12 protein-coding genes are annotated in these 12,067 nt (G+C 36.4%); 1 reads left to right on the top strand and 11 read right to left on the bottom strand.

The features are described 5' to 3' along the window. Positions 1-133: 133 nt before the first annotated feature. The 10 genes from hflC to citZ form a co-directional block, all read right to left on the bottom strand. Positions 134-1,144 (bottom strand): protease modulator HflC, encoded by a 1,011-nt coding sequence (hflC, locus tag ACOZBY_RS05780; RefSeq protein ID WP_422761750.1) that lies wholly within the window; start codon positions 1,142-1,144, stop codon positions 134-136. After that, positions 1,144-2,106 carry an FtsH protease activity modulator HflK gene (hflK, locus tag ACOZBY_RS05775; protein ID WP_031418636.1) on the bottom strand — a complete coding sequence of 321 codons (963 nt, stop codon included), beginning with the start codon at positions 2,104-2,106 and terminating at the stop codon, positions 1,144-1,146. The genes hflC and hflK overlap by 1 nt, the downstream gene beginning before the upstream one ends. A 99-nt stretch (positions 2,107-2,205) precedes the next feature. Continuing rightward, positions 2,206-2,919, bottom strand: a complete 714-nt coding sequence (locus tag ACOZBY_RS05770; RefSeq protein WP_036217401.1) for an LrgB family protein — start codon at positions 2,917-2,919, stop codon at positions 2,206-2,208. After that, positions 2,916-3,284 carry a CidA/LrgA family holin-like protein gene (locus tag ACOZBY_RS05765; RefSeq protein WP_036162295.1) on the bottom strand — a complete coding sequence of 123 codons (369 nt, stop codon included), beginning with the start codon at positions 3,282-3,284 and terminating at the stop codon, positions 2,916-2,918. The genes ACOZBY_RS05770 and ACOZBY_RS05765 overlap by 4 nt, the downstream gene beginning before the upstream one ends. A 376-nt stretch (positions 3,285-3,660) precedes the next feature. After that, entirely contained in the window at positions 3,661-5,193 is a 1,533-nt protein-coding gene (gene pnpS, locus ACOZBY_RS05760; protein ID WP_031418633.1) for a two-component system histidine kinase PnpS, read from the bottom strand. Further along, positions 5,190-5,906, bottom strand: a complete 717-nt coding sequence (locus ACOZBY_RS05755; protein ID WP_012295616.1) for a response regulator transcription factor — start codon at positions 5,904-5,906, stop codon at positions 5,190-5,192. The genes pnpS and ACOZBY_RS05755 overlap by 4 nt, the downstream gene beginning before the upstream one ends. A 53-nt stretch (positions 5,907-5,959) precedes the next feature. After that, complete coding sequence (locus ACOZBY_RS05750) at positions 5,960-6,400, bottom strand: MaoC/PaaZ C-terminal domain-containing protein (protein WP_008176852.1); 441 nt, start codon at positions 6,398-6,400, stop codon at positions 5,960-5,962. A gap of 284 nt (positions 6,401-6,684) precedes the next feature. Beyond that, complete coding sequence (mdh, locus tag ACOZBY_RS05745; RefSeq protein WP_281486941.1) at positions 6,685-7,623, bottom strand: malate dehydrogenase; 939 nt, start codon at positions 7,621-7,623, stop codon at positions 6,685-6,687. Positions 7,624-7,806: 183 nt separating this feature from the next. Then, positions 7,807-9,069 (bottom strand): NADP-dependent isocitrate dehydrogenase, encoded by a 1,263-nt coding sequence (gene icd, locus ACOZBY_RS05740; RefSeq protein WP_031418629.1) that lies wholly within the window; start codon positions 9,067-9,069, stop codon positions 7,807-7,809. Between the two features lie 79 nt (positions 9,070-9,148). Further along, positions 9,149-10,264, bottom strand: a complete 1,116-nt coding sequence (gene citZ, locus ACOZBY_RS05735) for a citrate synthase (RefSeq protein WP_025114482.1) — start codon at positions 10,262-10,264, stop codon at positions 9,149-9,151. Positions 10,265-10,502: 238 nt separating this feature from the next. Between citZ and ACOZBY_RS05730 the strand changes: the two genes are divergently transcribed. Next, on the top strand, positions 10,503-11,468 hold the full coding sequence (locus tag ACOZBY_RS05730; RefSeq protein ID WP_036162296.1) for an AI-2E family transporter: 966 nt from the start codon (positions 10,503-10,505) through the stop codon (positions 11,466-11,468). On the opposite strand, the gene ACOZBY_RS05725 is transcribed toward ACOZBY_RS05730, so the two are convergent. Further along, on the bottom strand, positions 11,452-11,841 hold the full coding sequence (locus tag ACOZBY_RS05725; protein WP_281486940.1) for an FxsA family protein: 390 nt from the start codon (positions 11,839-11,841) through the stop codon (positions 11,452-11,454). The two genes, ACOZBY_RS05730 and ACOZBY_RS05725, sit on opposite strands and share 17 nt — an antisense overlap. Between the last annotated feature and the right edge of the window lie 226 nt (positions 11,842-12,067).

Below are 12,067 nucleotides of genomic sequence, written 5' to 3'. Positions count from 1 at the left end.
TAGGCGGTTGGGGAATAGAAATTTGTAAGTTTCTATTATTTTCACAATATAACAATCCAATTGTATGGATACTTATAATTTTCATATTTTAAAAAAGTCGCCCTCCTAATAGGAGAGACGACTTTACTATCTATTATTTTAAATAACCAGATAAAATTTTCGCATAAGGTGATGACGCTGGCAAAATAATGACCGTATCCTCTCCAACCGTTTTCTTATAGGATTCTAGCGTGCGGTATAGGGAGTAAAATTCAGGATCTTGAGAAAATGATTTATTGTATATTTTTGCAGCTTCTGCTTCTCCCTCAGCTTGAATAATGGATGCCTCCTTATTCGCTGTAGCTAACATTGCCTGCACCTGTTGATCAGTTTGCGCTTCGATACGTCGTTTATCTGCATCCCCCTCAGAAAGATATAATTGAGCCGTTGATTCACGCTCTGAAATCATACGGGTAAATACAGATTGTTCATTTTCAGCGGGTAAGTCTGTACGACGAATACGTACATCCACTACTTCTACGCCATATTTGTCGTTTTGTAACAATTCATTAACTCGCTCTGTTACACGATCGTTGATGCTTCCTCGTGAGGAATTTTCATCATTAATAATTTCATCGTATCGTAGTTGCCCTAGCTCTGTTCTAATTACTGAGTAAATAAACTCCTCCATTCGAGTCTCTGCCTTACTAAGTGTACCTGCATTCGATATTAAAGCTTTTGGATCCGTAATACGCCAAACAGCATAGTTATCGATGATAATTCGTTTCTTATCCTTTGTATTAATTTCTTCTTCTGAAATATTATAGGTCATCTGATTTTTTGGTAATCGTGTAACACTTTGAATAAAAGGAATTTTCATTTTTAAGCCTGGATTTCGTTCAAATTTTACTACCTCTCCAAACTGGCGAACAACGGCATACTCAGATTCCTTTACAATATAAACATTAGCAAAGATAGTAAGGGCTGCCGCAAAGACAATTGTTAATGTAATGGCAAGAGACAGATATTTTTTAGGATTGAGCGTGCCTTTTTTCTCCATTTTCACGACATTGTCTCCCGAGTTACCGTCTGTTGGAGCCTTTTTTTTACTTTTTCCTGATAAAAAATTGAGGAATTTGTCAAGGTCCTTATTTTTTTGGTCCATTAATTCCCACTCCCTTCTTTTTTATCTGTTTGTGGCTGCTGAGGCTGTAATGGCTGTAGCGGTAAGTACTTCATTGTACTACCATCATCATTCATAATATATATTTGCGCCTTCGGTAAAACATTTTCAAGTGTCTCTAAAATTAATCGTTCTCGTGTAATTTGTTGATTCCCCTTATATTGCTCATACATCTTATTAAAGACAGCTACATCACCTTGAGCTTGCTCAATACGGGCTGTTTTTGCACCTTGTGCCTTGGAAATAATAGCATCTTTTTCACCCTCAGCTTCACTTTTACGCTGATTCATATACTTTTGTGCCTCATTCGTTTTTGTATTCTTTGTTTCACGTGCATCTGTTACTGCTGTAAAGGCAGCTCGCACTTCCTTGTTCGGTAATTCAACATCTTGCAACTTCACACCTAATACGCCAATACCAATATCATATTTTTCGATTAAGGACACTAGTAAATCGCGTGTTTTTGCTTCAATTTCAGCCTTCCCATCTGTTAATGCTGCATCAATTGTAGAGCTACCAATAATTGAACGAATGGCGCTTGATGTGGCGCTATGTAAAATTTCTTCGGGGCTTTGCGCGTTAAATAAAAATTTACGAGGATCAGTAATTTTCCATTGTACAACAAGGTCAGTTAATACAATATATTCATCGCCTGTAATCATCTTTGTCTCAGCATCATAGGCCTCTAGCTCTCCTGCCTTATTTTGCTTATAGCCAAACTGTAAACTGAACGTTTCTTTCGATAAAATTTCAACTGATTGAACTGGCCAAGGTAATTTAAAATGTAGTCCTGGGTTTGTAACCATTTCATCGGCACGACCAAATGTAATGACAACCGCTTGTTCTGATTCATCTACAGTGTACCAAGATGTAAATACGGTAATAAGTGCAATAACTCCAAAAATCCCAAGTCCAACCATCATTAGTGTCCTTTTCACACTCATGTCTATTCCTCCCTTTTATTATTTACTTATGTTTACGGGAAAGTCTTATAAAAAGTTTCAAAATATAGTGAATTTAGCATAAAAAAATCCTGCTACCTTTTATGGTAACAGGATATTAATAACTAGATGTTCAAAGACTGGGAAAATGGTTGTGGTTAATACAATGCTAATTAAAGCAGCCACAATCATTGCTAAGCTGGCAAATGTTCCTTCTAGTTCACCAAATTCAAAAGCTCTTGATGTACCTGCCCCATGTGCGCCCATTCCTAACATTAAGCCTCTAGACGATGGGTTGTGGAATCGACATATTTTAATAACGATAGGTGCTAATAGGCTTCCTAAAATGCCTGTCGTCATAACAAAGACAGCTGTTAGAGTAGGGGAGCCCCCAATCATATTTGAAATGTCCATTGCAATAGGTGTTGTCACTGAACGTGGCACTAAACTATGCACAAGCTCATTGTTTAACCCTACTACTATGGCCATAATAAAAGATGAAATAATAGCAACTGTTGAACCAACCGCAATACTTATAAATATTTCGAAGGCATGTTTTTTTAATAAATTGATGTTTTTATAGATAGGAACCGCAAAAGCAACTGTTGCTGGTCCTAGTAAATTTGTTAAAACACTGGCTCCTGCATTATAAGATTTATATGGTATACCTGTTAGTAATAATAAGATAATAATGACAATTGGCGTCACCAGCATCGGTGTCAGCCATTCTTTTTTATATTTCTTATAAATCATTTTACAAATATAAAAAAGAATAATTGTTCCAAGTAAGCTAATACCGGCTATCCCAAAACTCATACCGTATCACCCTTCTTTCGATGTTCTAGCCATTGTGCCGTATAGCCCGTTACAAACATCACAATAATCGCGCTTCCAACAATGACCAATACAACCTTCATGCCTTGGACACCGAATAATGCATCATAATCGATGACACCAATAGCAGATGGGATGAAGAAGAGTAAAAGTTCACTTAGTAATAATGCTGCCCCTAGCTCAATCCATTCAAGCTTGATAATATGAAACTGTAAAAGTAAAAATAATAGAACGAGTCCTATTATGCTCCCTGGAATCGGCAAGTGAAGTAGGCGTGCAATACTATTTCCAATCAATAAAAGGAAATAAAGAAAGCCAATTTGCACGATACTTTTGACGATTTTCATGGTCATCCTTCTCTCATTTTTTTCTCTGCTTCAACAGTCAGAAAACACGATTCAAATGAAAAGAAGTTATGCTTTCACTGACTGTTCAAGCTGTAATTTGACAAACAATCTACAATGGATTGATGTTAAACTTTTATGCTACTATACTTTACACCTATTTACCCTCTCTGTAAAACAGAAAAAAGAATCTAGTGCCTAATCATTAGACAATAGATTCTCCTGTAGTGAAAAATAAAGCAGTTATTAAAAAATCCCCCAACACAAAGATAGTGAGTGATTTTTTAGGTTATAGTCTTAACAATCATATAAGGGGGTTTCTACTGACAAGTATAGTCCCCAAATATGAATGTAACATTTTGTTCATGTAAAGGATTTGTTAATTTTTCGGAATCATCACAATCATTGTTGTCCCTACTCCAACTTCACTTTCTACTTGAATACGTCCATGATGTGCCTCAACAAGATGCTTTACAATCGCTAAGCCTAGACCTGTGCCGCCTGAATTTCTGCTTCTCGCGCGATCAACACGATAAAAGCGCTCAAACACGCGGGCAATTTCATGCTTTTCAATGCCGATTCCTTGATCTTCAATTTCAATAATGCCATATGTTTCATTTTCCTTTAAACGAATAGACACCGTTGTATTTTCTGGGGAATAGGTGATCGCATTGGTAATTAAATTCGTCACTATTTGAATAATACGATTGGCATCTCCCATTACTTGTACGTCACCGTCAATATCCACTTGAAAGCTCATATTTTTTTCATCTAAGCGTGGCGCTGTTAGCTCTGCTCCACGAATCAGCACATCCTGCAAGCCCATTGGCATAATGTTAACCGTGAAGCCATGCTGCTCAATCTTAGAAAGCTCTAATAAATCCTGAATGAGCATTTGAAGACGATTACTTTCTTTATAAATAATTTCTAAGAAAGATATTAACATTTTTTCGTCTTTATAGGCTCCATCCAATAAAGTTTCGGAAAAACCTTTAATAGAGGTAATCGGCGTTCGCAATTCATGAGATACATTGGCAACAAAGTCTTTGCGAATTTGCTCTAAACGGACAAGCTCCGTTATATCATGCATAACGATAACAACGCCTAGCCATCGTCCATGGTCCCCTATTACAGGTGCTCCATATACTTCTTTATTATATAGCTCCTGCTTTATCTCCATTTTAATCTGCTGTCGATAAGGCATCTCTGTAAGAAATACGTGATCGATAAACTGCTCTAATGATTTGGGTAAACCAATTGTCCGGAAGACCTTTCCCTGAACTTCATCAATCTGCATACCAAATCGCTCTAAAAAAACGCGATTTACGATTGAAATATTGCCTTCACGCCCAATCATCATGAGAGAGCTGCCCATATTTTCGATTAACGTTTTCAGCCTCTCTTCTTCTACTTCACGGACAGTCGTAATATCCTGTAAATTACGAGCTAAAATATTAATCGAATGACTTAATGGTATCATGCGTTCATATTCATTTTCCTGTGCACGTGCACGATAGTTCCCCTTTGCAAGTTCAAGAGCCGTTTCCGTAACATTATCGATTGGTGCTGTAAAATTTCGAATCATATAGCGACTGACAATTCCGATTAAAATCAGTGTGATAGTGAAGAGAATTGCCAATATGATATAGAGCCTCGCCCGCACAAAGGTCAAAGAATCCTCTTGATCCAAGCTCAGTGGTGCAATTAATGCTTCTTGATCTTCCTGTGAAAGTTGAATCTTGCGTTCATCTATTATTTGAGTCATTAATGCTTGTTTATGAGTATTTGCTTCCTCATTGTGTTGCTTAATATAAACAGGAAAAAGCTGACCTATAACAATCATTAGGACAGCTAGTATCGTTCCAAGTAAAAACATGAATGTCAAAAATAAGCGGTTGCTCATTGATTTCATGACGTTTTCGGCTCCTCAAATTTATAGCCCAGCCCTCTAATTGTTTTAATAAACATTGGCTTACGACTATTTTCCTCTATTTTATCGCGAAGGTGGCTAATATGAACATCCACAATTCGAGTATCGCCAGCAAAATCGTATTTCCATACAGCGCTTAATAGCTGATCACGTGTTAATACACGATTTTTATTTTCTAGTAAGTAAATGAGTAATTCAAATTCCTTTGGTGTAAACTCCAATGCTTCATCTTGTAAAAAGACTTCAAAGCGCTCTGGAAATACACGCAATTGCCCAAACTCAAACATTTTCTCTTGAGGCTCATCTTTCTCATCTGATACAACATTTTGTGTAAAACGTCTTAAAACAGCCTTAACTCGTGCTAATACTTCCCGTGGACTAAAGGGTTTAGTCATATAATCATCTGCACCTAATTCTAGACCAAGTACTTTATCAAATTCATCATCTTTTGCTGTTAACATAATAATGGGCGTATTCATACGCTGCTGACGTATTTGTTTGCATACTTCCATACCATCTAGTTTTGGTAGCATCAAATCTAACAGGATTAAATTAGGCTGTATGTCAATTGCTTTTTCCAGACCTTCTTGTCCATCCGCAGCTGTTTCCACTAAATAGCCAGCCTGTTCTAAATTATATTTCAATAATGTTGCGATTGAAAATTCATCTTCAATAACTAATATCGTTTTTGTCATAATATAATGCCTCCGTTAGTGATTTGAAACCCCCATTTCAAATCTCAAGACGTCTATAATGCAAGTGGTGGTGTCACCAACAACATACCTTCAATCACAAGCTGCTTTTGCTCATTATAAGAGTGAACAGACACAGTAATCGTATTTTCGTATTTATTAACTGCTGTTACCTCTAAAAGCGTATCAAACAATTCATAATGATAGAGAGGACCTAAATATTTTAAATGTTGCTCAATAATTCGTGCACCTGGTCCAGGAATATACTTTGACACAGCTGATGTAATAATACCATTTAACATGATGGTCGGGACAATCGGTTTTTCAAAAGGTGTCATCGCCGCATAATCATGTTGAATGTATAGTGGATTACTATCATTCGTGAGCCCCAAATACAACAACAGATCCCTATCCTCAATCTTTTCAGTGATATGGATCTTTTCGCCAACTGTAATTTCATCAATTGTCAGACCAAGTTTACTATTTTTTTGAAGCAAAGATACGCCAACCCCTTTTCTATCATACTACATTCATAGTATCAATTTTATGCCAAAAGTACAACGAAAAGCCGAAGTACCCTAAGTCTCACAACACGTATACATAAAAAAACGAGCAGGAGTTACCTACTCGTTTTCTTAATCCAGCAAATACTCATGTACCACTGTTGAACTTCAGATACACAGACACTGCTATATATTTTTTCAATAGCTGAAATAAAGAGAGATCGATATGCTCCCCTAAAGTTTCTGACGGACAGCACCTTGAGTCGGACATTATTAACCTAAACTAGAATTTTCATCACGCTGCGTACTGCATCTGCCGATTGGTCTAAAGCTTCTTTTTCTTTGTCTGTTAACTCAAGCTCAAAGATTTTTTCAATACCATTTTCGCCAAGTAATGTAGGAACACCCAGATATAAATCGCTATAGCCATATTCACCTTCTAAATAAGCAATAGATGGAAGAATACGCTTCTGATCTTTTATAATAGCTTCTGCCATTTCAATCAATGCTGCAGCAGGTGCATAGTACGCTGAACCGTTACCAAGTAAGTTAACGATTTCAGCACCACCATTACGTGTGCGATCTACAATTGCTTCTAGACGTTCAGAAGAGATTAATGATTCTAATGGAATACCACCTGCAAACGAATAACGTGTTAAAGGCACCATCGTATCTCCATGACCACCTAATACAAAACCAGTAATGTCTTTCACTGACACATTCAACTCTTCTGCGACAAATGCACAGAAACGCGCCGTATCAAGAACACCGGATTGTCCGATCACACGATTTTTTGGGAAACCAGTTTCTTTATAGACTGTATAGGTCATGGCATCCACTGGATTGGTAAGTACGATAATTGTGGCATTTGGTGAATGTTTGGCAATCTCTTTGGACACCGTTTTCATGACGCCTTGGTTGATTTGTACAAGATCATCACGACTCATACCTGGTTTACGGGCTACTCCAGCTGTAATAATGACTACGTCAGAATCCGCTGTATCCGCATAATCGGAAGTACCTTTTACATACGCATCATACCCTTGTATAGGCGCTGCTTCCCACATATCTAAAGCTTTTCCCTTTGTAGGATTTTCTGCTTGAGGGATATCTACTAATACAACGTCACCAAGTTCTTTCTGAGCTGCTAAGAACGCTGCTGTAGCACCTGTAAATCCTCCACCGATTACTGATAATTTTTTACGTTTCAGAGACATTTGAATACGCTCCTTTAAAATGGGGTTATATATTTTAAAAGAGGGAGGAGAAATACATCTCACTCCCTCGATTAAACAAGTTCATCGTAAATATTTTATTTAACGAAAATTCACTTTTACCCTAATTATATCGGCATTTATAAGCACACTTTTACGTGAAAATTTCTATATCAGAATAGAAAATTATAAGTTTTTGATTAACTCATTAGCGAATTCTGAACATTTCACTTCTGTAGCGCCATCCATTAAACGAGCAAAGTCATAAGTTACAACTTTAGAAGAAATTGTTTGCTCAACAGATTTAGTGATCATGTCAGCAGCCTCTTGCCATCCTAAGTGTTCAAGCATTAATACACCTGAAAGTAATACTGAAGATGGGTTTACTTTATCTAAACCAGCATATTTTGGAGCTGTACCGTGAGTAGCTTCGAAGATCGCATGTCCAGTTACATAGTTAATGTTAGCTCCTGGAGCGATACCGATACCACCAACTTGTGCAGCAAGTGCATCAGAAATATAGTCACCATTTAAGTTCATTGTAGCTACTACATCGAACTCAGTTGGACGAGTTAAGATTTGTTGTAAGAAGATATCTGCGATAGAATCTTTTACTAAGATTTTACCTGCTGCTAAAGCATCAGATTGTGCTTTGTTTGCTGCTTCTTCACCTTGTTCAGCTTTGATTGCATCGTATTGATTCCAAGTGAAAGTTTGATCAGCAAATTCTTTTTCTGCTAATTCATAACCCCATTTTTTGAATCCACCTTCAGTGAATTTCATGATGTTACCTTTATGAACTAAAGTAACAGATGGGCGTTTATGTTTAATTGCATATTCAATAGCAGAACGTACTAAACGCTCAGTACCTTCTTTAGATACAGGTTTTACACCGATACCAGAAGTTTCTGGGAAGCGGATTTGATTTACACCAAATTCAGATTGTAGGAAGTTGATGATTTTTTGAGCTTGTTCTGAACCAGATTCGAATTCAATACCAGCGTAGATGTCTTCTGTGTTTTCGCGGAAGATAACCATATCAACGTCTTCTGGGCGTTTAACTGGAGAAGGCACTCCATCAAAGTGACGTACTGGGCGTAAGCATACATATAAGTCAAGTTGTTGACGTAATGCTACGTTAAGAGAGCGGATACCACCACCGATTGGTGTAGTAAGAGGACCTTTGATTGCAATTAAGTATTCATTAATTTTGTCTAAAGTTTCTTGTGGTAACCATTCACCAGTTTGGTTAAATGCTTTTTCACCAGCTAAAACTTCTAACCATTCAATTTTCTTTTCACCGTTATAAGCTTTTTCTACTGCTGCGTCGATTACGCGTGATGCTGCTGCCCAGATATCTGGACCAATTCCATCACCTTCGATGAAAGGAATTACTGGATTATTTGGTACATTAAGTACGCCATTTTCAACTACAATTTTGTTTGACATTCTGTTGCCTCCTAAATTCATAATCATAGGACTGTGTTAGTGATAACACAGTCCCAAACATTCTAGCATATTTTCCAAATTAGCGCTCGCTGATTGGAACATATTTTTGCATGCCTGGTCCAACATACTCAGCACGTGGACGGATTAGGCGGTTATTTGCATATTGCTCAAGGATGTGTGCCACCCAACCTGAAGTACGTGATACTGCGAAAATTGGTGTGAACAGGTCATGATCAATACCTAAAGAATCATACACTGACGCAGAGAAGAAATCTACGTTAGCTGGTAATTTCTTTTGTTCTACGATCATGTCATGGATTTTAACTGACATTTCATAAAGCTCTGGTTTACCAGTTAGTTCAGTTAATTTTTTAGACATTACGCGTAAATGTGGTGCACGAGGGTCGCCTTTGCGATATACACGGTGACCGAAGCCCATGATTTTTTCTTTGTTGTCTAATTTATTTTGAATGTAAGATTCAACATTTTCAAGTGAGCCAATTTCAGTTAACATTTTCATAACTTGCTCATTTGCTCCACCATGAAGTGGCCCTTTTAACGCGCCGATTGCCGCAGTTACCCCTGAATAAACATCTGATAATGTAGCTACACATACACGTGCAGTGAATGTAGATGCATTTAACTCATGGTCAGCATGCAATACTAATGCTTTGTCGAAAGCTTCAATTTCAATATCTGCTGGCTCTTCGCCTTTAAGCATGTATAAGAAGTTTGCCGCATATCCTAGTTCAGGTTTTGGTGAAACTGGTTCTAAACCTTTACGAACACGCGCAAATGCAGTCACTACTGTAGCAATTTTAGCTTGAAGACGAATTGCTTTACGGTAGTTTGCTTCTGGGTCCATAACATCCGCTTCTTCATCGAATACACCAAGTAAAGATACTGCAGTACGTAGTGCAGCCATTGGATGTACAGTTGAAAGTGGGTATGTTTTGAATTGGTCGACAATCGCTTGCGGAATTGACATATTGTCTGCCAATTGTTGTTTTAATTCAGCTAGCTCGTCCGCTTTTGGTAAACGAGTATGCCATAACAAGTAAATTACCTCTTCAAATGACGCATTTTGTGCTAAATCATCAATGTTGTAACCAACATATGTAAGTGTGTCATCGATAATTGAACTGATTTTAGATTCCGCTGCTACGATACCTTCTAAACCTTTAGTTGCTGACATAAATTATCGCTCCCTCATATTTATATTTTGTTGTAAATGCGTTTTTTTCTTGCATTTACGGATTTTGCTCATATGAACCATTAAGTAAATCGCTTACATTGCTATTATAATCATTTTTGACAGCTTTGTGAATGAAAATCCTCCAAATAAAGAAAAAGACGTCCGAACGACTATATATATGCCCTAAAGAGTTTTTTTTGTATTTTTTGACATTATGATTTGAGGTGATTTTGTTAAAATGAGGAATTTAAAGTATTTTTCATACGAAAGAACCACAAGTATTTTACTGTTTATCTTTTATTTAGTCATACTTTGGTTCGTGCTGCCAGTTTCACTCGCGATTTTTTTATCATTTTCGACGTATCCTATCATAAATTTTTTGCATAAATATTGTAGGATCGCCTATTGGATAGCAGCAATAATTGTGGAGGTATTGATTTTAACTTGTATTTTTTTGCTTGTTGTCATATCCATCAACAGTGTAATTGTCATCTTTCCGGAGATTCGTAATACATTACAAAACTTCCCACTTTTCAGTGAATATGAATCGATGTTTATACAAGTTTTAAAGGAGAAATCACTTTCTATATTTGATTCGATCATTATATATACAGCTGATCTTTTCCAATTATTAATGAAACATGTCATTGAGGTATTCATTTTCTTGGTAGCTTATTATTTCGCTTTACTTGAAACACGTAAATCACGCTATTGGTTTTTTCAATATGTGCCAAAGAAATATCGTCATGAGTGGCAATCACATTTTGCGAAAATCATGCAACTTTTTCATTATTTTATATTTGTGGAATTTCAATTATTTACAATTACCTTACTTATTCTTTGTGGAGGCTTTATGATCCTTCAGTTTGAACAAGCTATTATTAAAGCTTTTATTGTCGCTTTTGCAGATGTACTGCCATTTTTCGGTATTGGTGTATTTCTTGTACCGATGAGTATTTATTTTTATTTCAATGGTAATACATTTTTATGTGTAGCCATTTTACTGTTGTATTTATTTGTACAATTAACAAGGCAGCTAGCTGACTCCATGCTTTGGTCCAACACGCTTCAATTACGTACATTCCATACATTTTTCATCAGCGCCGCCTCTATTCTATTATTTGGCTTTTATGGAATATTACTTAGCCCTATCTTTTTATTTTTAGCAGTTAAGCTAAAAGAAAACTCTATCTTTGAACGATAATAAATTGACCTTTTTTCATTTTTTTACGCATCCAATAATAGACAACTGGTTGGAACATTTTTCGTGAAAAAGGCAGGAGCAGTAGTAAGCCAGTAATATCTGTAATAAACCCTGGTAATGCTAAAAGTAGCCCACCACTAAAAGTTAATAATGTATCTACCAACGCAGATCCCGGAGCCTCTCCACGTGCTAATGTATTTTTTACACTTTGGACAGAATTCATACCTTTATTTTTCATTACATAAATCCCAAGTACACTAGTGACAATAATGAGTAATAATGTACTTAAAACACCAATGTTTTGTCCAATAACTATTAATAACGCCAATTCGGCTAATGCGTAGACAATGAAACCAAGAAAAATTTTTCGCATATTTTTCTCCTTTCTACTTGAAAAGGTATACCTTATATACGTTATTATAGCCCATTTAGTTTCATAAAAAAATGAATGCCTCTCATCAAATAATACCAAATCACTTTTGTTTATTAATGGAGATATAATAAGAAGCTTTCCATATAGCACTTAATATAGTTAATTTGTACAACCCTTATTAAAAAGCTCTAGTACAACAAATCACACTAGAGCTTTTTGTTTATTA

Origin of the sequence: Lysinibacillus sp. NPDC056220, from assembly GCF_049315265.1 — a bacterium.
GTDB lineage: Bacteria > Bacillota > Bacilli > Bacillales_A > Planococcaceae > Lysinibacillus > Lysinibacillus pinottii.
This window is presented reverse-complemented; position numbering and strand designations above follow the sequence as displayed.

Excerpts from the sequence above, each read along its gene's own strand:
- ACOZBY_RS05725 (WP_281486940.1), bottom strand. The coding sequence starts at position 11,841 with ATGCGAAAAATTTTTCTTGGTTTCATTGTCTACGCATTAGCCGAATTG.
- ACOZBY_RS05770 (WP_036217401.1), bottom strand. The coding sequence starts at position 2,919 with ATGAGTTTTGGGATAGCCGGTATTAGCTTACTTGGAACAATTATTCTT.
- ACOZBY_RS05755 (WP_012295616.1), bottom strand. The coding sequence starts at position 5,906 with ATGACAAAAACGATATTAGTTATTGAAGATGAATTTTCAATCGCAACA.
- citZ (WP_025114482.1), bottom strand. The coding sequence starts at position 10,264 with ATGTCAGCAACTAAAGGTTTAGAAGGTATCGTAGCAGCGGAATCTAAA.
- mdh (WP_281486941.1), bottom strand. The coding sequence starts at position 7,623 with ATGTCTCTGAAACGTAAAAAATTATCAGTAATCGGTGGAGGATTTACA.
- icd (WP_031418629.1), bottom strand. The coding sequence starts at position 9,069 with ATGTCAAACAAAATTGTAGTTGAAAATGGCGTACTTAATGTACCAAAT.
- ACOZBY_RS05765 (WP_036162295.1), bottom strand. The coding sequence starts at position 3,284 with ATGAAAATCGTCAAAAGTATCGTGCAAATTGGCTTTCTTTATTTCCTT.
- hflC (WP_422761750.1), bottom strand. The coding sequence starts at position 1,144 with ATGGACCAAAAAAATAAGGACCTTGACAAATTCCTCAATTTTTTATCA.
- hflK (WP_031418636.1), bottom strand. The coding sequence starts at position 2,106 with ATGAGTGTGAAAAGGACACTAATGATGGTTGGACTTGGGATTTTTGGA.
- pnpS (WP_031418633.1), bottom strand. The coding sequence starts at position 5,193 with ATGAAATCAATGAGCAACCGCTTATTTTTGACATTCATGTTTTTACTT.
- ACOZBY_RS05730 (WP_036162296.1), top strand. The coding sequence starts at position 10,503 with ATGAGGAATTTAAAGTATTTTTCATACGAAAGAACCACAAGTATTTTA.